Below are 19,713 nucleotides of genomic sequence, written 5' to 3' on the forward strand. Positions count from 1 at the left end.
GGCTGCCGGGACGGGAGCTCAACGCCCTTTGCGCCCCAGACGGGCAGCCGTGGTGTTGGCGTTGTTGGCGTGAGTGATCGACTTCCCGGCGGCCTTGCCGTTGTCGCTCTTCTCCCGCGCGTCGTTCGTGTGGGCCTTGGCGGCCTGGCGGTGCTGATCGCTCAAGGGCGGGTCGGGATCGCGAGCCATGGTCCGGTGTCTCCTATCCGAGTCGGGGGTTGAACGCCGTCAGAAGCAGCACGGCGAAGAGCGCGATGCCGGCCAGCGAGACGGCGACCGCCAACGGGCCCGGTGACGGGCCTCGGTAGTCCTCCATGCCGTCGTCATCCACCGTGCTCGGCCTCACGGTGTCGTGCGGCGTGGATCCGGGCGTCGACAGCCCGGGAGTGGTCTTCGGCCTCCTCGGAAACCTGCTCCAGCGCTGCCCACGCGGCACACACCGGGCAGTTGACGACCTCGGGCCCGGTCTCCGTGATCACAGCTCGTCCTTCGGCACCATGACCCACGGCGTCGTCACGACGTGCGCGTAGCTCCGGTGATCCTGGTGGTCTCGCAAGTGCTTCCCGGGCCACTGCTGTGCGACCTCGAACGACTCCGTGACCGGGCTCTGCGCCGCGCACGGCCGGCCGTCCTCGGACTCCCCTTCGCACCGGTAGCGGTGCAGGACCGGGGGCCGGTCGGGTTCCACGTCGATCCGCAGCACCCAGTCCATGAACCGCCACCGGCCGCGAACCGGGCGGGGAGCGTCGGACGACGATGCCAGCGTGCTGCTCTCCGCCTCCGCGCCCGCTTGGATGACCCTCGCCAGCCCGTTCCGTGGGATTCGGAGGAGGTGGGTCCACGGGTCGACGGGCTCCAACAGCCTGCGGGCCGTCATACCGACCGCCGGCTGACACAGGTGACGCACTCGCAGTGCGCGAGGATCGCGTCCCGCTGGAGGGCTTCGCCGGTCGAGGTGAAGTCGCTTCGCGGCGCCGACCGGTAGTCGTCCAAAGGGTGCCAACCGCTGGGCACCTTGACCGTCCCGCCCGACCGTCCGGGGAACGGTCGCCTCGGGTCGTCAATCTGCCCTTGCTTCCGCTGTCTTGCCGCCGCCATTCGTTCGCCCCTTCACGCAAAGAGCCCGTTTCGTCACACGACGCTACGGGCTCGTTACGGGGAGGAGGGGCAGAGTATCTGCCCCCTGTTCTCAGGCGGCCATCCCGATGGCATCGGCAAGTCTCCGGCCGGCCGCGTGATCGGCGGGGCCACCGTCGATCAAGGTCCGCACCATGGAACGGGTTTCCTCGTTCCATCGCGCCGTCTCCGGGGCAACCGCCACAGCGGTGGTCAACCGCTCCGCGACCTTGTCCGTCTCCCCCCTCAGCGCGTGTGCCCGGGCCACCTCAATGAGGTGCCTCCCCCGGCGCGGAACCGCCACTACGTCAGCGTCGGGCAGCCGTCGTGCCCACCGAAGGGCCGTACCGCTCTGCCGCAGTTCCACAGCCACCGTCACCGAGTGCAGCGCAGCAGCCTGCCGGGATCCTGATGTCGGCGCGCTCCAGTGACCGACCGGCAGCATCTCGGAGACGGCGGACGCACGGTCGATCCACCTCCAGGCGTCACCACCTTCCCCCGCAACAGCGTGAGTGATGGCAGCGTGATAAGCCATGTCAGCCCAAGCGCAGGCGAGAGCAGGGCTTTCCGTTCTCACGGGGTCCAACAGCCTGAGTGCGTCCTCGGTGAGGGTCTGTGCGCTCTCCCACTGTCCCGCCTTGCGGAACGCCTCCACCAGGAACCAGCACGCTTGACTGATGGCCGCTGGAGAACCGGACGCGCGCGCCGTGGCGAGGGCCCGCTCCGCCACCCGCCAGACGAGGTTGCCATCCCCCTGGAATGCGGCGTACATCTGCGTCAGGTTCAGCGCGGAGGCGTACATGATCTCCGCACGGCGTCGATCGACACACTCCGGATGCGATGCGGCCACGGAGGCGGCCGAGACGAGCGGAGGGAGAAGCTCTGCCAGCGCCGTGCGGTGATCGCCCCGCGTCATCCTCGTCCGCCATGCCTCCGAAAGCTGTACCGCGATGTGCTCCAGCTGCGGAGCCGGCCCGCCCGCGGTACCGAGCGGCGCGCTGTCAACGGCTCGGCGAACCGAGGCCAGCGCGGGGTGCTCTATCTCGGAGTACAGTGACCGGGGCATGCTGACGTCGCCAATAAGCGCCGAGAGATCATCGATCCCCAGGTGTTGGGCGATGCGCATCAGCACAGGAAGGCGCGGCGGCAACAGGACGCCGATCTCGATTTGCTTCAGCCAAGAGGGCGACCGGCCAAGCAGCGCCGCGAACACGACTCGGCTCTTCCCGGCGCGCTCCCGGTAGTACTGGATACGCCGGCCGACAGGCAGGGCGGGATCTAGTGCCATGGGCTCAGCGTAGAACGCCGAGCGTCCGCCAGTCTCTATGGATCGAACACAACCTTCAGCCTCAACACCGGCCTCCCACACCACCCCCCGCCCATGGCACTCGTGAGACTGCTTTCGGGGCGACTGCGAGCGATCCGGGCGCGGAGGGGCGTCGGACACGGGAGGCGTGGGGGTTCCCGGCAGCTTCGACAGCCGAGCCGAGATGATCGCTCCGACGCTGCGGGTGATCCTCTCCGGGAGCGGAGCAGAGACGCGCCCGCCCGGACAACGCTGGCCAGCCCGTTCCGTGGAATTCGAAGGAGGTGGGTCCACGGGTCGACAGTCGGGCGAACGCTTGGCCTCCAGATAGTCGGTCCGGTTGGGTTTCGGCCGGGACTACAGTGGACGCATGTTGGGACATCTGGAGTCGGCTGGACTCCATGACCTCTTTCCGATCACCAATGCCGACTCGAAGGCCGATCTGATCCAGCGCATCCGTGAGGCTCGGTTGCGGATCACGATGTTCGGTCTGACGCGCAACTTCTATGGCAGTGAAGAACTTCTGAACCTCTTTGTCTCCAAGTCGCACGAGGTTCCGATCAGGGTCTTCATCATGGATCCTTTCTGCGCCTCCAGGAAGGACCGGTATCGACTGGAGCCGGCGGAGGCAGCCATGGAGGATCCCGCACGGTACATGCGCGAGGTGCTAACCCCCTTGACCGAGGCTGCCCGGCGCGGCGGTGACTTCAAGATCTACCTTTTCAACTTTCCTTGCTCATTTGCCATGGAAATGATCGATGACACGATGCGGGTCATGATCTACGGGCACGGAAAGCGCGGCACGGACGGGCCGATTCTCGTCTTCGGGAAGGGAGATACTGCGACCGGTCCCACGCCGTACTGGCAGTATTTCGAGAGCCAGTTGGCATGGATCCAGCGACTCGCCGACGCCGAGGAAGCGCCGGAACCATGGCGGTCGAAGGGGATTCGCGTCACGCAGTGTTAGGTCACTGTGCGGCAGTCGGGGCACAGCTTGCCTGCCACCGACACCGGCCTCCCGCACAACCTCTCCCACCCCTGGCATGAGCACCCCTTACAGTCCATAACGTCACGGGGTGGACAAGGTTGATCGTGGCGCGTTCGGCACGGCCGTTTCGACGCCGACCGGGCGTCACTACCACTGCCTTGACAGGCCGTCATTTAGGTTTCCCAGAGCCCCCTTTGGGGTTTAGATTCAGAGGTATGACCTCAGTCAGGACGAACCTGCCCGCCAGCTGTGCGACGTGGGCGAGCAGTTGGGCGAACCCAACGACGCCAGCAAGCGGCTTGTGCAACGCTGGGAGTCCGGGGAGGTTCGTGCGCCTCGACCCGTGTACCTTCGAGCGCTGGAGGCCGTGACCAACGTGTCCGCCGACCACCTTGGCTTCACGTCGGCTCAGCTACCCCCGCGAGTCACGGACGACGGGACTGGAGGACACGACATGACCTCCGACCGCCCGTTCCCGACTCCTCAGCCGTTGCCCGCCCCCACGGGGGACGACTACAGCGGGGTCTGGCTCAGTCACTACGAGTACTTCAGCAGTAGCCGTGAGAACACGTACTCGGGGCTGCACCACGTGGTGCTCACCCAACGGGGCAACCGGCTTGCGGCGTCGTCGCTACCGGGCGCCTCGTCGAACGCCGATTCGCCACTTCACCTGGACCTGACCATCGACCGCAACGTGGTCACGGGCACCTGGACCGAGCAGACTGCCGACGACGGCTACTACCGGGGGGCCCGCTACCACGGCGCGATTCAACTGCTCGTGGACCTCACGGGGCGGCGCATGACCGGCAAGTGGATCGGATTCGGGAAGGAGTTCGACGCCAACACCGGCCCGTGGGAACTCAGTTTGCTGGATCGGTCGACCGCTGATGACGCCATTCGTCGGTTCAGCGTCGTCCCGACGCTGCCCGACCCCGTCTGAACCGGGGTGAAGTGAGATCAGCCGCCGATCCGGGTTCGCCATCCACCCCGTTCGCGGAGGCAGGCACCTGATCCAGGAGAACGGAGCCGATGCCGCGCGCCACCCAGGTAGCCGGTGTTCTCCACACGCAGCACCTGGCCGTCGTCGCCAGCAGCGTGGCCGTTCGTCGGGTCGCCGATGGTCACCGCCAGCAGCGTGAAGCCGACCTCATCAGACATCGTGACGTCGGTTGTGCCGCGTTGCCCGGTACTTCCAGGCGCATCATGGAGGCAGCAGGAGTCAGTCCGTTCGGCCGTCTCCGGGTGACTGCTTCTGGCGTCGCCGGACCTCGGCGAGCTGCTGACTCTCGTCAACGGCGGGCGGCTGCGTTACGTGGGACACGCCGTCGGGGTCTTCGGTGGCGACAGACTCACCGTTCCGCGCCGCGTCCATCAGCCGTCGCATCCGTTCCATGCGGAGCCGCCGGAGTGCTTGACGGTCGCCCGGGGTCTGTTCGTCGGCCATGCCGGCCAGCGTACCCGCACGGCTCTCAGAGTGCCTGGTCGGCAGGGTTCGAACCTGCGACGTCCCGCTCCCAGAGCAGGCAATCCACCGTTGAGATACGACCAGTAGCCACCGAACGTTCCGCTGACCGAGGTCTGACGCCCCGCGTCCGCTCCCCCTCCGACGAAGCGGCCCGCCCCGGGAATCGGATCCCGGGGCGGGCCGTCGGTCCTCGGCGCGTCGGCACCGCCGTGCGGGGCGCCGAGGACCGGCACGGTGTCAGGCGACGGGCGGGAACGCCTCGGCGTCGGGCTTGAGCAGCTGACCGGGCGCGGGCGCCTTCTGGTTCACCAGGTAGTCGGTGACCAGCACGTTGAGCGCCTTGCTGCGGCCGACCGCGCAGTGCTCGACCACGTCGACGGAGACCAGCACGGCGTTGCCGAGCTGCCGCTGCATCCGCTGCGAGAACTGGTAGTTGGTCGCCGGGTCGTAGAGGTTGCCGATCACCATGACCGGGGTGGCGGTCCGGCGGTTCCACGGGCCGGTGAAGCGCTCGGCGTCACGTGCCGGGGCCGGCCAGCTGGAGCAGGTGGGGCCGTCGAAGGCCTGGTAGCGGCCGAAGGTCGGGGACTCCTTCTCCCAGGCCCGGGCGAGACCGACGAACACCCGCGGGTTGGACGGGTGCGGCTTGTCCTGGCAGTTGACGCCGTAGTACGAGTCGTCCGACGAGTACGGGGTCTCCGGCAGGGCCTCGCGCAGCGCGTTCGGGGCGGTCACCGCGAGCACGTTGGCCGCCTCGGAGCCGGCCGGGGCGGCCGCTGCCGCCAGGCCGTTCACGGCGGGCGCCCGGAGTACGTCGTCCAGCGCCTGGATCGACTGGGCGAGCGGGGCCTGGAGGCGCTGCGCGTAGAGCGAGCTCGCCACCTGGCTGGTGAAGCTGGAGAGGGTCACCCGGGAGCCGTTCGGCAGCGTGACCGGGCTGGTGCGCAGGTGGTCGCGGATCGCGTCGAACCTGGCCCGGGTGTCGCCCGCACCGAAGGCGCAGCGCGGCGCGCCCGCGGCCTCGCAGCGCTTGAGGAACTGGTCCAGGGCGAGTTCGAAGCCGGCGGCGCGCTGCTTGTCGTACTCGACGCCGTCGCGCATGCGCAGGTTGGGGTCGACGTTGCCGTCGACGATCACCGCGCGCACCTTGTTCGGGTACATGCCCGCGTAGGTGGCGCCGATCAGGGTGCCGTAGGAGAAACCGGCGAAGGTCAGCTTGGCGTCGCCGACGGCCCGGCGCATCCGGTCGAGGTCCCGGACGACGTTGATGGTGGACATGTGCTCGATCAGCGGGCCCGCGTTGCGGGAGCAGGCGTCGCTGTAGTCCTCGGTGGCGTCGATGGTCTCGTTTATCTCGGCCCTGGTGACGGGTACGCCGACCATCCGGTCGTTGACGGCGGCGGCCTCCTCGTCGGTGGTGAAGCACTTGAGCGGGTTGCTGCGCGCGACCCCGCGCGGGTCGAATCCGACCATGTCGAAGCGGTCCTGCACGTCCTTGCCGAACCGGGGCGTGGTCGCCCACAGGTAGCCGCTGCCGCCCGGACCGCCGGGGTTGAGGAACAGCGAGCCGATCCGCTTGGCCGGGTCGCCCGCCCGGCGGCGCATCATGGCGATGCCGATGGTCTCGCCGTCGGGGTGGTCGTAGTCGATCGGCACCGGGTAGACGGCGCAGTCGTAGATCTTGGGATCCGGCTGCGTCGGGTCGGGGTTGCAGGGCTTCCAGTCGACCGATGCCACCTTGGCCTCGGCATTCGGGCCGGGATCCGGCGCGGCCACGGCTGCGGCGGCGCTGCCTGCGACGAGGGCGAGGGCACTGGCGACCGCCAGGGCCGCGCTGGTGAGACGGGACACGAAACCTCCTCAGGTTCTACAAACCCGCACAGCCTGTCAGCCCTCGGTCAAGAGGGGAAGACCACGAACGGCAGAAGATTCTTCCGGTTGTCCGTCGACACGGCGTCAATCTCCCGTTGGATCGGCCGATTGACGGGACATCACGCGGTGTTGCCCTCACACCGCGCCGTGGCCGGTCCTGCCGCTCTGCACCGGCGCGCCGGCCGGGTACACCCTCTTCGGCTACCGGTCGGCGGACAACGTCCGGGCGCCGCTGCTCGCCTTCCACACCTTGGTCGTGCTGCGGCCGCCCGGCAGGGCGGCGGCCGGAGCGGCGATCGTCGCGGCCGTCCGGACGGCCGGCGCGCTCACCGCCGTGTCGCTCCGGTTCTCCCTGGCGCAGACCGCGATCTGTCTGGGCGTGGCCCGGACGTTCGGCGAGCGGACCGGACAACTCGTCGTCCGAAAACGACAGTTGTCCGCCATCGGCAGCACCGGCCGGGAGACCCCGGAGAAGATGCGGGGCCTGTTGCACGTCCTGCGGATCGCCCCCGACCCGAGCGACGGCCGGGGACCCCCGAGCCTCCGCCGGAGGTGTCGCCCGCGCCGCACCCGCCGGACGCGCCGGGCGCCCCGCCCACCCTGGGCGCACCCGACGTACCGGGCGAGCCGTACGGCCCCGCGCCCGGACCGGCCCGGCTGCCCGAACTCGTCGAGCGCACCCGCGCGATGGGCCTCGCGGTGGAGCTGAATGCGGTCGGCACACCGCACCCGCTCGCGCCCGCCGTCACCCCACCGGTCCAGGAAGCGGGTTCACGCCTCACCGACCGGCCGCGGCCGGAGCCGGCACCGGGCCGGCCGGTACCGGGCCCGTCCGCCACGGGCGGTCCCGCTCCGCCCGGCGCACGGCCGGGCCCATCGCGCAGCCGGCCGCCAGGAAGATCCCGCCGAGCAGCAGCCAGCCCGGCGCGCCCCCGTCCAGCAGCAGCGTCGTCAGCAGCAGCGGACCGGCCGTCCGCGCCACCGCGACACCCGTCCCGAAGAAGCCCTGGTACTGGCCGAGCCGGTCGGCCGGGGCCAGGTCGAAGCCGATCTGCCAGGACCCGGCCGACTGCTTCATCTCGCCGAGTACCAGGAGCGCCGTCGCCGCCACCAGCAGCACCGCCGTCGCCCCGACCGGAACGCCGGCCGCCGTCACCGCGAACACCGCGCAGGACGCGAGCAGGATCGCCCCCGACCGGCGGACGGCACGGACGGCCGACCGGAGACCGGTCACGGCCCGCGCCGTACGGACCTGGAAGAGCGTCACGCCCACGGTGTCGAGCACGAAGAGCGCCGGCCCGAGCCAGCCGAGCCGTGGCTCCCGCTCCGCGATCCAGAGCGGGAGCACCAGGCTCAGCAGCGGCATCCGCAGCAGCAGCACGGTGTTGACCAGCGTCACCACGGCGTACCGGCGGTCGGCCAGCACCGCGAGCCCGGGCCCGTCGCGGCCCGCCCGGCCGGCCTCCGGCACGGCCTGCGGAACGGCCTCCGGCACGACCTCCGGCAGGCGGCGCAGCACCAGTCCCGCCACCAGGAAGCCCAGTGCGGTGAGCGCGAACGCGGCAAGGAAGGCCGTCCTGGTGCCGACGGTCAGCGCGACGCCGCCGAGTGCGGCACCGACCGCCAACCCGGCGTTGAGCGTCGACTGGAGCCGGGCGAGCACCCCGGTCCGCTCCTCCCCGGGGACGAGCCCGCCGATCAGTGCCTGACGGGCGGCGGCGAGTCCCGACTGCGCCGTCGCGTAGAGGCAGGCCGCGCCGAGGAACGGCAGGAAGGAGCGGACGACCAGGAAGGAGGCGACGACGGCCGCGGTGGCGAAGGCGAGCGTCACCGCGACGCCGCGCGGCCCGCGCCGGTCGGCGAGGTGGCCGAGCGGAACGCCGGCCAGCGACCCGATCCCCCAGGCCACCGCGAGGCCGAGGCCGAGCCGGGTCGGCGAGAGGCCGACGATCCGGGTGAAGTACAGCGCCGAGCTCGTGTAGTACGCGCCGTCGCCGATCGCACTGACCAACTGGGCTGCGGCGAGGATCCGTCGGGGTCCGACGGCCGGAAGGGGGCGAGGTTTCACGATGCTCCTGGAAGGCGGTCCCGGTCGTTCGACCTCAGGCTAGGGCGCCGGCGGACCACCGGGCAGCGCCAATGACCGTGCGATTCCCTGGGCCACTTGGCGACCGGCGGACCTGGGAGCTGTACCTCCGCCGACGCCCCGACCACCCGCGCCGGACCCCTGCGGCGGACCCCCGTGCCCGACCGCCGACGCGTGTCGGACGGTGCGCGGGGACCGGCGCCGACCGCACCCGCGCCCGCCCCGGGAACGCACGTGCGCCCCCGCCCGAGCATCACCCGGACGGCGGTACCGGGCACACTCCGGCCGTGCCGCGTACCGTCCGTGCCCGCCCCATCCGAGCTCCGGTCAGTTGTCCGATCCGGACTAAAGTGCCCGTGTTGACCGGCCAGTAAGGCGCTCCTATGCTCATCCGCGTTCGCGAACGTGGACACGACCAATCCTGTCCGCGCACACGAACACCGTTCACGCTCGCGTCCGCGAAACCGTTCCCGTTCGCGTACCCGAAGACCGTCCGGCACCGGGGCCGGGGCCCACGAAGGCCCGCCCCGCCGGAGCCGTCACCGGCTCGAAGGGCTCCCGCCATCAGCACCTCCACCGCACCCCCGGACGGCATCGCCGAGCAGCCTCCCTCGTCCACCGGACGCCGCCGCTTCCTGACCTACCTGCTCGCCGCGCCCACCCTCACCGTCGCCGCCCGGGCCGGTCTGGACGCCGCCGCACCGACCGCCGCCCGGGCCGCGGTCCGTGCCGCCGCGCAGGTCGCGGCCCCTGTCCCCGGACCCGCCGCCGGACCCGCCGGCGCGCCCTCGCAGTTGCTCGGCCTGCCCGGCGTCCCGGACATCCTCGACCTCGGCGACGCGCTGCTCGTCGCGGGCCTGCCCACCGCCCACCTCCTGGTCCTGGAGATCACCGCCGCCGGCCGCGCCGTGCTGCACCTCCCCAGGCTGGAGGTCGGCCAGGGCCTCACCACGACGGTCGCGATGCTGGTCGCGGAGGAGCTCGACGCCCGGCTCGGCGACGTCGACATCCCGCTCTCCGACGGCCGCCCCGACCTGCTGTTCGGTCAGCTCACCGGTGCCTCCAACTCGGTCCGCACCCTGTACGACCCGGTCCGCGCCGTGGCCGCCGCCGCCCGCGCGCGGTTGGTCACCGCCGCCGCCCGCCGCTGGTCGCTGCCGGCCGGCACGCTGCGCACCGCCGACTCCGCCGTCCTCGCCCCCGACGGCCGACGCGCCGGCTACGGCGAACTCGCCGCCCCAGCCGCCCTCGTCGCCGCCCCCGCGGTGCCCCCCACCCCCAAACCCGCCGAACAGCGACGCCTGGTGGGCCGCCCCACCGGCCGGATCGACGCCCGCGACATCGTCACCGGCCGCGCCCGGTACGCCGGCGACCTCGCCGTCCCCGGCGCGGTACCCACCGTGGTCGCCCGCCCCACCACCATCAACGGCACGCTCGCGAGCCTGGACGCCTCCGCCGCCCGCACCATGCCCGGCGTGCTGGGCGTGGTGACGATCCCCAGCGGCGTCGCCGTGCTCGCCGAAACCTTCGACCAGGCCCTCAAGGCCCGCGACGCGCTCCGGACCTCCTGGCACCCCGGGCCCGTCGCCGCGCTCTCCGACAACGACATCCGGGCCGCCCTCCGCGCCGCCCACGCACCGTTCCTCGTCCCGCCCCTGCTCACCCAGTACGTGGACGGCGAGTTCGACTTCGCCTTCGTCAACCACGCACCGATGGAGGTGCTGACGGCGGTCGCCGACGTCCGCCCGCACCGCGCGGAGATCTGGTTCGCCTCGCAGACCCCGATCGTGGCCCAGCAGACCATCGCCGCCGAACTCGGCCTTCCGCAGGACGCGGTGACCGTGCACGTGGTGCGCGGCGGCGGCTCCTTCGGCCGGCGGCTCTTCTTCGACGCCGCGCTGGAGGCCGCCCTGATCTCCCGGGCCGCCGGCCGCCCGGTCAAGCTGATGTGGACCCGCAACGACGACATGCGGCACGGCCGGATGCGCCCCGCCAGCCACCACCGGATCCGCGCCACCTACGGCCTCGGACAGGTGCTCAGCTACGAACACCGGGCCGCCACCGTCACGACCGACTTCGGCCACGGACTCGGCGAGGCCCTCACCGCCGCCGGCTTCCAGCTCTCGGCCGCCGGAATCTCGCTCGCCCAGGCGTTCTTCCTGCTGAGCGAGAAGAACCCGTACAACGTGGGCCTCCCGACGCAGTTGCTCGCCGAGGTGCCGCTGAAGATGCACACCGGCAGCTGGCGGTCCGTCTACTCGGGCACCGTCCGGGTCGCCGACGAGATCATGACGGACGAGCTGGCCCGCCGCTTCGGTCAGGACCCGGTCGCCTTCCGCCGGGCCCTGCTGCGCGACGCCCGCGGCCGGGCCGTCCTCGACAAGGCCGCCCTGGCCGGCCGCTGGGGCCGTCCCATGCCGGCCGGCCACGCCCAGGGCATCGGCTACCACGACGAGAACGGCGGCCGCGCCGCCTACCTGGTCGAGCTCGACGCCACCGACCCTCGGCAGCCGCGCGTCACCAAGGCCGTGATCGCCGCCGACGTCGGCACGGTGATCAACCCCACCGGCCTGGAGGCGCAGCTGACCGGCGCGCTGGTGGACGGCATCTCGGTGATCCTCCGGGCGGGCAACCACATCGACCACGGCGCCGTCCGCGAGGGCAGCTTCGGCGACTTCCGCTACGCCCGCCAGCGCCACACCCCGCCGGTGGTGGAGATCCACCTCCTGCCGCCGAGCGGACCGCCCGGCGGCGCGGGCGAGCTGGGTGTGCCGGCCGCGTCGGCCGCGGTCGCCAACGCCTACGCCCGGGCGACCGGGACCAGCCCGCGGTCCTTCCCCGTCAACTTCTGAGCCGCGCCCTCCCGCCTCGCGCACCTCTTCGCCCGAACCCGGCCCACGAACCCGGCCCACGAACTCCGGCCCACGAACCCGAAGGACACCCCGTCCCCCATGCCCAGCCACACCTTCGTCCTCAACGGGCAGCCGGTCACCGTCGAGGCCCCGGACGACATGCCCATGCTCTGGGTCCTGCGCGACAAGCTCGGTGTCACCGGTCCCAAGTACGGCTGCGGCGTCGGTGTCTGCCGGGCCTGCACCAGCCACCTGGACGGCGACGAGTTCCAGCCCTGCACGGTGGCGGTGAAGGACTGCGCCGGCCGGCGTGTCACCACCATCGAGGGGCTCGCCGACGGCGACACCCTGCACCCCGTCCAGGAAGCCTGGCTGGAGTGCGACGTCGCCCAGTGCGGCTTCTGCCAGCCCGGGCAGATCATGACCGCCGTCGCCCTGCTCCGCCGCACGCCGGCTCCCACCGACGCCGACGTCGACCAGATCCAGAACATCTGCCGCTGCGGCACCTACCCCCGCATCCGGGAGGCCATCAAGCGCGCGGCGGCCCGGACCGCGTCAGGCACCTGAACCGGCCCGGGCCGGGGGCTCCGGCCGCGCGCCGTTCCCGCAGGAGACACCCCTAGCCATCGATGGTCTAGTCCACCTAGGGTGAGCTGCCGTCAGGATCACCGAACCGAAGGGTGGGATGACGATGCTCCGGCGCCGTTCCCTGCTGACCGTCGCGGGCCTGGGCGGCGCCGCGCTCGCCCTGCCCACCGCCGTGGCGCAGGCCGCACCGGCCGCCGCACCCGCTCCTGCGGCCCGGCCCGGTACACCCCGGCCGATCGACCTGCCCGAGCCGACCGTCCGGCGCACGGTCGGGACGGTGTCGCTGCACCTCGTGGACCAGGACCGGCAGGACCCCTTCGTATCGGGACCGCGCGAACTGATGGTGCAGCTCTGGTACCCGGCGCTCGGGAACGGCGGTGCACCGCGCGCCGCGTACACCACGACCCGGGTGGGCGCGGCCTTCGAGGAGTCGCTGCCGGTGGATCCCGGCACCATCGCGGCCCTGCGCCCGACCGCCCGCACCGGGGCGCCCGCCGTACCGGACCGGCTCCCGCTGCTGCTGCTCGGCCACGGCCGCCAGGGCGGGCGGAGCAACTGCACCGCGCTGGCCGAGGAGTTGGCGGCCCACGGCTACCTGGTCGCGGCGATCGACCACACCTACGACGCGGCCGCCGTGGAGTTCCCGGACGGACGGCTGGTGCGCAGCGTCCTGGAGGCGGATCCGGCCGACTGGGACGCCGCCGAGCGCAAGGAGGTCTCCGCCCGGGTCGGCGACCTGCGGTTCGTGGCGACCGAGCTGACCACCGGGCGGACCGCCCGACGGGCCGGGCTGCCGCGCGCCGACCGGCGCCGGATCGGCGCCTTCGGCCACTCCATGGGCGGTTCGGCCGCCGCCGAGGCGGTCCGTCAGGACAGCCGGTTCGTCACAGGGCTCAACCTCGACGGCGGCTTCTTCGGCTCACCGGTCGCCGACGAGGGCCTGGACCGGCCGTTCCTGTTGCTCACGTCGCTGGCCGACCACGACACCTGGCAGCGCTGGCGCCAGCACCAGCGCGGCTGGGGGCGCCAGTTGCAGTTGCGCGGTGCCGGGCACCTGAGCTTCACCGACCTGCCGCACGCCGCCGGCCCGGGCCACCTCGCGGATCACCTGCCGGCCGACGTCTACAGCGACCTGTTCGGCACCGTCGCACCGGAGCGGGCCACGGCGGTGACCCGCGCGTACGTCCGGGCGCACTTCGACCGCTTCCTGCGCGGTCGGCCGTCCCCGTTGCTGGAGGCGCCCTCGCGGCGCCATCCGGAGATCGCGTTCGTCTGGAGCCGGGGCTGACCGGACCGGGAGGGGCGCGGGACCGGCCCGGGACGCGTCCGCACAGGACGCGTCCGTCCGGGACGGCCCGCCGGCCCCGGCGCCCCGCGCGTCAGCCGGCGGACTCCGGGTCGCGCCCGAAGAACGCGACGAGCCGGTCGTACACCGGCGCATCCTCGTCGACCTTCACCTCCGCGCCGAACGAGCGGCCCTCCTCCTCACTCCCCCGGTACTCCGGCCGCAGCGCGCCGCGCCCCCAGGCCAGGGACGCCCGGGCGACCTCGTGGTCGAGGCCGTCCGTGGACTGACCGGTGGCCTTCGCCAAGTCCCACGCGTGGACGGCGAACTCGGCGATCTGCTGGTCCACGGGGAAGCGGGCGGGCAACTCGCCCGCGCCGGGCACCTGGATGACCCCGTCGAGGTCCCCGGCCTGTCGCCAGGCGGCCACCAGCCGATCCGCGCCGGCCTCGAAGCGGTGCAGCCAGTCCTCATCGACCCGCTCGAAGGACGCCGACCAGTCCGGGGTGCCGCCCTCGGCCCGGACGGTGAACTGCTCCAGGTCGAACAGGAGATGGCTGATCAGCTGTCCGACGTCCCAGGACCGGCAGGCGGTCGGGTGACCGGCCTGCTCGGCGCCGGCGCCGTCGATCAGGCCGGCGGTCTGGGCGAGCGCACGGGCGAGCAGCTCGATCGGGTCTTCCGCTCCGGTCATGACGCACCTCTCGGATCACTCGGGACCCGCACCCGGGCGTGCGCCCGCGTGCGGGTCCCCGCATACGTGGTCGGACCGGGCGATCGTAAACGGGACCACTGACAACCGGCCCGGAGCAACACCCCGGGCCGGTCGCCCGGGTGCCGTTGCGTCAGACGGCGAAGCCGCCGTCGACGGCTATCTCGGCACCCGTGACGTAGCGTCCCTCCTCCCCTGCCAGGTGGGCCACCGTCGCGGCGACGTCGGCGGCCCGGCCGAAGGAGCCGAGCGCGGTGAACCCCGCCTGGAAGGCGGCCGACGGCCCGTCCGCCGGGTTCATGTCGGTGTCGATCGGGCCCGGGTGGACCACGTTGGCGGTGATCCCGCGCGGGCCGAGCTCACGGGCCAGCGCCTTGGTGAGTCCGATCACCGCGGCCTTGCTGGTCGCGTACAGGCTGCCGCCGGGGAAGGCGGTGCGCTTGGCGATGCAGCTGCCGATGGTCACGATCCGACCGCCCTCGGTCAGGTGGGCCGCGGCGGCCTGGGCGAACAGGAACGGCGCGCGGACGTTGACCTCCAGCACCCGGTCCACGTCGTCCAGACCGATCTCACCGATCGGCCCGAGCACGCCCACCCCGGCGTTGTTCACCAGGATGTCCAGCCGCCCGAACCGCTCGGCGACCGCCGCGACCACGGCCCGCACCTCCTGCGGGTCCGCACTGTCCGCCCTGACCGCCCACCCGCGGCGCCCCATCGCGGTGATCTTCGCCGCCACCGCCTCGGCCCGCTCCGCGCTGCCGAGGTAGGTCAGTGCGACGTCCGCGCCGTCCTCGGCCAGCCGGAGCGCCACCGCCTCCCCGATGCCCCGGCTGCCACCGGTCACCAGGGCCACCTTGCCGTCGAGCTTCGCCAGCACAGTCGTCGTCATATCGTCGGAACTCCTTGCCTCGTTCGTGGACATGACTCGATCCTCGGGCCTCGCCGTCCGGGACTCCGGCGGTATTCGGACGTCGCGTTCAACGTTCAACAATCAGCACACGACCCCCCGCCTCCACGTCCGGCCCGGCCCGACCGGCGGACACGCCGAACGGCCGCCCCCGGGCAGGGGACGGCCGTTCGGAGGTTCCGGAAGCCACGTCTCGCGGGCGTCCGCGCCCGGACCGCCGGGCCCGGAGGACCTGCCCGGGGGCGGTCCGGCCTGCCCGGGGGCGGTCCGGGCCGTCCGGGCGACGGGCCCGGATTGCGGCAGCGGAGCGCCGAGCACGACCCGGGGGGCGCGGCGCCACCGGTGCACCGTTCGTCAGGGCGCGACCCTCCCGGAGCGCCGGCCTTCAGCGGCGGCCTTCAACACGCGGGCCTCCGGGGCACGGACCCCCGGGGCACGGACACCGGGCGCACGGGCTCCCGGCGCACGGGTCGTCAGGGCTGCACCGCTCGCCCCGGCTCAGACCGTCAGGGTCTGGCCCGGGAAGATCAGGTTCGGGTTGCCGCCGATCGCCCGGGCGTTCTTGGCGTGCAGGCTCGTGGCGTCGGTGCCGAACTTGGCCGCGATCCCGCTCAGCGTGTCACCGCTCCTGACGGTGTAGCTGCCGCCGCCGGTGTTCTTCTCGGACGCGGCGGGCCTGGCCGGCTTCGCGGCCTCCTGGGCCGGCGCCTTCCGGGACTGCGGCTTCTGGTCCTGCGCCTGCTGCGGCTTGGCGGCGGGCTTCGCGGCAGGCTTGGCCGGCTGCTCCTTCGCCGGCTGCTGCGCCTTGGGCGCCGGAGCCGCGGTGTCGACGGCGGCCGGGGCGCCGCCCCTGGCGAGGCCCGCCTTGGCCGAGCAGACGGGCCAGGCGCCCGGGCCCTGCGAGGAGAGGACCTTCTCGGCGACGGCGATCTGCTGCGCCCTGGACGCCTGGTTGGCCTGGGCCGCGTACGCGGTGCCGCCGAACGCCTTCCAGGTCGAGGGGGTGAACTGCAGTCCGCCGTAGAAGCCGTTGCCGGTGCTGATGCTCCAGTTTCCGCCGCTCTCGCACTTGGCGACGGAGTCCCAGGCGGAGGCGGGTGCGGCGGAGGCCGAGGTGGCCGTGACGAGGCCGGCCACCGGCAGGGCCGCGACGGCGGCTCCGGCCACGACAGCCATCCGGACACGGTTGCGCTTGGTGGCGCCGGTACCCGAAGTGGCGTTGTCGGCAGCGGTGGCAGCGGCGGTCTCGTGACGGGGATCCATGGAAGTCCTCTCGACAAGCCCCGGGCAGGCATGCGGAACCAGGCCCCTGCCGGGGCCGGTTGTCGCTCCCTCACTCGATGGGCGGTCGCACACGTGTCCGACGTGGCGCGCCGCCCCGGCCACCCCCGCTCGCCGACGGCCTCTTCGAGCCGGCCGGTTCGGCGGACACGGCCCTCGCGCCGGTGGTCAGTCGGCGGGCCGTGCGTCGGGGGTGAACCCGGGTGGTGCTCGTTGCACCGCCAATGAAGCTACGGGCGCTACCGGGCCGCTTCAAGCAGTTCTTGGACGCCGCAGGTCAGTTGACTGTTACCGGCGGTATTGATCATGAAAGCGTCCCCGATTCGACCGGATTCGACCGCATATTCAGGCCCAAACGATCGATTTCCGTGCCCTCGCTCACACCGAACGGGATGTGAGGGTTCCCACATCGTCCACAGGGAGCCACCGCCGCCCGACGCTCCGTCACCGCGGTGATCGGAGTTCCCGGTTCCGCGGGCCGTCGACGTGGCGTTCACCACGCCCACTACCCAGCGTCACCAAAAAGCCACTCAGATCACCGCACGCGATCGGTCCGTACCAGGACGACATGCGCCGTCAGAACCCGTGCGGCGGACGGCCGAAGGCGTTCTGACCGCCCTTCGGGGGCGGCCGGCGCCCCGTCAGGAACCCGCTACCGCGCGCCGTCCAGGCCCGCGTCCCGGGCCAGCAGCGCCGCCTGGACGCGGTTCTCGCACCCTAGCTTGGCGAGGATCCTGCTGACGTACGTCTTCACCGTCGCCTCGCTCATGTGGATCCGGGCGCCCGCGTCCGCGTTGGACAGCCCCTCCCCCAACAGCGCCAGCACCTCCAGCTCACGCCCGGTCAGCACCTCCAGCCGCCGCCGGGCATCCGCCCCGCGCGCGGCGGCCGGGCCGGACCGCCCGGCGGCCAGCGAGTCCACGATGTGGCGGGTGGCGGCGGGCGAGAGGAAGGCGTGTCCGGTGGCGGCCGCACGGACCGCCTGGATCAGCTCGGCCGGCGCGGTGTCCTTCAGCAGGAAGCCGGCACCGCCGTCGCTCACGGCGCGCAGCACGTTGTCACGCTCCCCGAAGGTGGTGAGGATCAGCGCCCGCGCGCCGGGGGCGCTCCTCGGCAGCTCGGCGAGCGCCGTCAGCCCGTCCATCACCGGCATCTGGATGTCCAGCAGGACGACGTCCACCCGGTGCGCGCGGGCGAGTTCCAGGGCCTGGCGGCCGTCGGAGGCCTCGGCCACCACGTCGATGTCGTCGGCCGAGGACAGGATCATCCTGATTCCGGCCCGGATGAGCGGCTCGTCGTCGGCGACGAGGACTCGGATCACTGCTGGTCATCCCCTTGGGCTGGTCCTGACGGCGTGGCACAGGATCCCCCCGGTGCTGCCGGGGACCATCCTCACACCTCCGCGCACCGACGCGGGACCGGCCGACGCGGGACCGGCCGGACCTCCCGGCCCGGCGGGTCCCGCACGACGGCTCCGCGTGGAGGCTCCGCGTGGCGGGCGGTGTCAAGGCGACACGTTGTAGTGCTTCTTCTCCACCAGCACACCGTCCTTGAAGCAGAACCGGACGACGTTGTCGCCCTCCCAGCCGTCGCCGTCGGTGTCGGAGAGGAAGTAACGGCAGGAGGAGTCGGCCGGCGGGGTGGGTCCGCCCCGCTCCAGGTCCTTGGTGAAGAAGCTGTTGCCCGGCGGGAGCATCCGCCTCACGTCCGCCTCCGCCGTGCCCACCTCCACCGAGTCGTACAGCGGCCGCCGCACGGTCGAGTCGTCGGTGGCCCGGATGAAGGCGACGACGCCCCACACCACCAGCCCGAGCACGGCGAGCAGCACCACGGCCCCGCCGATCGCGCAGCCGATCGCCGGGCTCCGCCGCCGAGGCGGTGCGGCCTCGACCGGCGGAACGCCGTCCAGCGCCCAGTCCGGCACCTCCCCGGGAGCACCCGTGCCTCCGCCGACGGGACCGCCGGCGACGCCCCCGGCCCCTTCCGCCCCCTCGTACGGCAGCACGGCGGCCAGCCGGAACCCGGCCTCCGGCGTCGGCCCGGCGTGCACCATGCCGCCGACCAGCCGGGCCCGCTCGCGCAGTCCGGTCAGCCCCTGCCCGCCGCTGACGACCGTGGTGGCGCGCCCGGCGCGCACGCCCACGGGCTCGGGCGCTCCCGGATTCACCACCTCCACCACCAGCGCGTCCGGCTCGTACCGGAGCGCGATGTTGATCGGCGCGCCCGGCGCGTGCTTGTGCGCGTTGGTGAGCGCCTCCTGAACGATCCGGTAGGCCGCGTGCCCGGCGGACGCGGCGAGCGGGCGTCGCTCGCCGTCCCGGACGAAGGCGACCACCGTGCCGGCCGCCCGCGAGGACTCGACCAGCTGCTCGATCCCGTCCACCCCACCGGCGCCGCCGACGCCCGGCCCGACGCCCGGCCCGGCGCCCGCTCCCGCCGCCGCACCCGCGACGGCCGGCGCGGCGGTCGACTCGTCGTGCAGCACGCCGACCACCTCCCGCAGCTCCCGCATCGCGGCGACCGCGGCCAGCCGGAGCACGCCCACCGCCTCGCGCTGCCGGTCGCTGAGGGTCCGGTCGACCTCCAGGGCCCCGGAGTGGACGGAGATCAGGGCGAGCTGGTGGCCCAGGCTGTCGTGCATGTCCTGGGCTATCCGGTGCCGCTCGCGCAGCCTCGCCTGGTGGGCGACCATTGCCCGCTCGCGCAGCAGCTGCTCGTTGCGCTCGCTCAGCGCGTCCATCAGCGCCCGGCGCTGCGCCCGGTACCGGCCCCAGAGCGCGGGCAGCACGGCGAGCAGCAGGAAGCCGCCCAGCGACAGGCCGACCACCAGCTTGACCGGCGCCTGGTCCATGTCCTTCACCACGCTGGACGCGGTGATGAGGACGAAACCCACCGTGAAGGAGCCGGCCAGGACACCGACCCTGGTCACCCGGGCACCGGCCGACCAGCCTGCGCAGACGAGCAGCGGCAGCGGCCCCCCGCACCAGCCGCTGGCCGCCGCGGTCGCCACCAGGACGGTCGCGGGCAGGCCCCGGCGCAGCAGGAAGAGGACGGCGACGAGGGGAGCGACCGGGACGGCCAGGCCGCTCCTGCTGAGCACCTCGATCATCAGGGCGAGCCCGCCGAGCAGGATCGCGCCGATCCCCTCGCGCAGCACCAGCCCGAGCCGCCACGGACCGGGCAGTGCGGTTCGTACCGCCTTCGACCAGGCTCTTGCTATGACGTCCACCCGGTGAGGCTAACGAACCGGACGGC

18 protein-coding genes and 1 tRNA gene are annotated in these 19,713 nt (G+C 72.7%); 5 read left to right on the forward strand and 14 right to left on the reverse strand.

Annotated features, from left to right (window positions below; translation table 11 throughout):
- Positions 1 to 18: 18 nt before the first annotated feature.
- From PUR56_RS29100 to PUR56_RS29110, 3 genes are all read right to left on the reverse strand, one after another.
- Positions 19 to 189: a hypothetical protein gene (locus PUR56_RS29100; RefSeq protein WP_329951125.1), complete on the reverse strand. Its 171-nt coding sequence runs from the start codon at positions 187 to 189 to the stop codon at positions 19 to 21.
- 286 nt (positions 190 to 475) lie between these two features.
- Entirely contained in the window at positions 476 to 877 is a 402-nt protein-coding gene (locus PUR56_RS43625) for a DUF7848 domain-containing protein (protein WP_443034586.1), read from the reverse strand.
- A gap of 312 nt (positions 878 to 1,189) precedes the next feature.
- Positions 1,190 to 2,404 carry a helix-turn-helix domain-containing protein gene (locus PUR56_RS29110; protein ID WP_329951126.1) on the reverse strand — a complete coding sequence of 405 codons (1,215 nt, stop codon included), beginning with the start codon at positions 2,402 to 2,404 and terminating at the stop codon, positions 1,190 to 1,192.
- Positions 2,405 to 2,792: 388 nt separating this feature from the next.
- Between PUR56_RS29110 and PUR56_RS29115 the strand changes: the two genes are divergently transcribed.
- Together PUR56_RS29115 and PUR56_RS29120 are read left to right on the forward strand one after the other, a co-directional pair.
- Positions 2,793 to 3,389: a hypothetical protein gene (locus PUR56_RS29115; RefSeq protein ID WP_329951127.1), complete on the forward strand. Its 597-nt coding sequence runs from the start codon at positions 2,793 to 2,795 to the stop codon at positions 3,387 to 3,389.
- Positions 3,390 to 3,615: 226 nt separating this feature from the next.
- Positions 3,616 to 4,350: an XRE family transcriptional regulator gene (locus tag PUR56_RS29120; RefSeq protein ID WP_329951174.1), complete on the forward strand. Its 735-nt coding sequence runs from the start codon at positions 3,616 to 3,618 to the stop codon at positions 4,348 to 4,350.
- A 17-nt stretch (positions 4,351 to 4,367) separates the two neighbouring features.
- Here the strand turns inward: PUR56_RS29120 and PUR56_RS29125 are convergent, their stop codons facing one another.
- From PUR56_RS29125 to PUR56_RS29150, 6 genes are all read right to left on the reverse strand, one after another.
- Positions 4,368 to 4,568 carry a hypothetical protein gene (locus tag PUR56_RS29125; RefSeq protein WP_329881789.1) on the reverse strand — a complete coding sequence of 67 codons (201 nt, stop codon included), beginning with the start codon at positions 4,566 to 4,568 and terminating at the stop codon, positions 4,368 to 4,370.
- A gap of 61 nt (positions 4,569 to 4,629) precedes the next feature.
- Positions 4,630 to 4,854, reverse strand: a complete 225-nt coding sequence (locus PUR56_RS29130; RefSeq protein WP_329881788.1) for a hypothetical protein — start codon at positions 4,852 to 4,854, stop codon at positions 4,630 to 4,632.
- Positions 4,855 to 4,887: 33 nt separating this feature from the next.
- Positions 4,888 to 4,959, reverse strand: a tRNA-Pro gene (locus PUR56_RS29135).
- Positions 4,960 to 5,112: 153 nt separating this feature from the next.
- Positions 5,113 to 6,726: an alpha/beta hydrolase gene (locus tag PUR56_RS29140; protein ID WP_329951128.1), complete on the reverse strand. Its 1,614-nt coding sequence runs from the start codon at positions 6,724 to 6,726 to the stop codon at positions 5,113 to 5,115.
- A gap of 222 nt (positions 6,727 to 6,948) precedes the next feature.
- Positions 6,949 to 7,077, reverse strand: a complete 129-nt coding sequence (locus PUR56_RS29145; RefSeq protein ID WP_329951129.1) for a hypothetical protein — start codon at positions 7,075 to 7,077, stop codon at positions 6,949 to 6,951.
- A 448-nt stretch (positions 7,078 to 7,525) separates the two neighbouring features.
- A complete protein-coding gene (locus PUR56_RS29150) occupies positions 7,526 to 8,815 on the reverse strand; it encodes an MFS transporter (RefSeq protein WP_329951130.1) in 1,290 nt (429 codons plus the stop codon).
- 401 nt (positions 8,816 to 9,216) lie between these two features.
- On the opposite strand from PUR56_RS29150, the gene PUR56_RS29155 reads away from it, so the two are divergent.
- The 3 genes from PUR56_RS29155 to PUR56_RS29165 all read left to right on the forward strand — a co-directional run bounded on the left by PUR56_RS29155 (position 9,217) and on the right by PUR56_RS29165 (position 13,561).
- On the forward strand, positions 9,217 to 11,685 hold the full coding sequence (locus tag PUR56_RS29155) for a molybdopterin cofactor-binding domain-containing protein (RefSeq protein ID WP_329951131.1): 2,469 nt from the start codon (positions 9,217 to 9,219) through the stop codon (positions 11,683 to 11,685).
- Positions 11,686 to 11,784: 99 nt separating this feature from the next.
- Complete coding sequence (locus PUR56_RS29160; RefSeq protein WP_329951132.1) at positions 11,785 to 12,252, forward strand: (2Fe-2S)-binding protein; 468 nt, start codon at positions 11,785 to 11,787, stop codon at positions 12,250 to 12,252.
- 118 nt (positions 12,253 to 12,370) lie between these two features.
- Entirely contained in the window at positions 12,371 to 13,561 is a 1,191-nt protein-coding gene (locus tag PUR56_RS29165) for an alpha/beta hydrolase family protein (RefSeq protein ID WP_329951133.1), read from the forward strand.
- Between the two features lie 91 nt (positions 13,562 to 13,652).
- Here PUR56_RS29165 and PUR56_RS29170 read toward each other — a convergent pair whose 3' ends face one another.
- The 5 genes from PUR56_RS29170 to PUR56_RS29190 all read right to left on the reverse strand — a co-directional run bounded on the left by PUR56_RS29170 (position 13,653) and on the right by PUR56_RS29190 (position 19,687).
- Positions 13,653 to 14,252 (reverse strand): TIGR03086 family metal-binding protein, encoded by a 600-nt coding sequence (locus tag PUR56_RS29170; protein WP_329951134.1) that lies wholly within the window; start codon positions 14,250 to 14,252, stop codon positions 13,653 to 13,655.
- 151 nt (positions 14,253 to 14,403) lie between these two features.
- On the reverse strand, positions 14,404 to 15,159 hold the full coding sequence (locus PUR56_RS29175) for an SDR family NAD(P)-dependent oxidoreductase (RefSeq protein WP_329951135.1): 756 nt from the start codon (positions 15,157 to 15,159) through the stop codon (positions 14,404 to 14,406).
- Between the two features lie 516 nt (positions 15,160 to 15,675).
- Positions 15,676 to 16,440, reverse strand: a complete 765-nt coding sequence (locus PUR56_RS29180; RefSeq protein WP_329951136.1) for a transglycosylase family protein — start codon at positions 16,438 to 16,440, stop codon at positions 15,676 to 15,678.
- 670 nt (positions 16,441 to 17,110) lie between these two features.
- Entirely contained in the window at positions 17,111 to 17,779 is a 669-nt protein-coding gene (locus PUR56_RS29185) for a response regulator transcription factor (RefSeq protein WP_329881779.1), read from the reverse strand.
- A gap of 183 nt (positions 17,780 to 17,962) precedes the next feature.
- A complete protein-coding gene (locus PUR56_RS29190) occupies positions 17,963 to 19,687 on the reverse strand; it encodes a sensor histidine kinase (protein ID WP_329951137.1) in 1,725 nt (574 codons plus the stop codon).
- Positions 19,688 to 19,713: the final 26 nt, after the last annotated feature.

This window comes from Streptomyces sp. BE303 (assembly GCF_036290945.1).
Classification (GTDB): Bacteria; Actinomycetota; Actinomycetes; order Streptomycetales; family Streptomycetaceae; genus Kitasatospora.

Excerpts from the sequence above, each read along its gene's own strand:
- PUR56_RS29170 (WP_329951134.1), bottom strand. The coding sequence starts at position 14,252 with ATGACCGGAGCGGAAGACCCGATCGAGCTGCTCGCCCGTGCGCTCGCC.
- PUR56_RS29160 (WP_329951132.1), top strand. The coding sequence starts at position 11,785 with ATGCCCAGCCACACCTTCGTCCTCAACGGGCAGCCGGTCACCGTCGAG.
- PUR56_RS29125 (WP_329881789.1), bottom strand. The coding sequence starts at position 4,568 with ATGTCTGATGAGGTCGGCTTCACGCTGCTGGCGGTGACCATCGGCGAC.
- PUR56_RS29155 (WP_329951131.1), top strand. The coding sequence starts at position 9,217 with ATGCTCATCCGCGTTCGCGAACGTGGACACGACCAATCCTGTCCGCGC.
- PUR56_RS29165 (WP_329951133.1), top strand. The coding sequence starts at position 12,371 with ATGACGATGCTCCGGCGCCGTTCCCTGCTGACCGTCGCGGGCCTGGGC.
- PUR56_RS43625 (WP_443034586.1), bottom strand. The coding sequence starts at position 877 with ATGACGGCCCGCAGGCTGTTGGAGCCCGTCGACCCGTGGACCCACCTC.
- PUR56_RS29110 (WP_329951126.1), bottom strand. The coding sequence starts at position 2,404 with ATGGCACTAGATCCCGCCCTGCCTGTCGGCCGGCGTATCCAGTACTAC.
- PUR56_RS29100 (WP_329951125.1), bottom strand. The coding sequence starts at position 189 with ATGGCTCGCGATCCCGACCCGCCCTTGAGCGATCAGCACCGCCAGGCC.
- PUR56_RS29130 (WP_329881788.1), bottom strand. The coding sequence starts at position 4,854 with ATGGCCGACGAACAGACCCCGGGCGACCGTCAAGCACTCCGGCGGCTC.
- PUR56_RS29115 (WP_329951127.1), top strand. The coding sequence starts at position 2,793 with ATGTTGGGACATCTGGAGTCGGCTGGACTCCATGACCTCTTTCCGATC.
- PUR56_RS29175 (WP_329951135.1), bottom strand. The coding sequence starts at position 15,159 with ATGACGACGACTGTGCTGGCGAAGCTCGACGGCAAGGTGGCCCTGGTG.
- PUR56_RS29180 (WP_329951136.1), bottom strand. The coding sequence starts at position 16,440 with ATGGATCCCCGTCACGAGACCGCCGCTGCCACCGCTGCCGACAACGCC.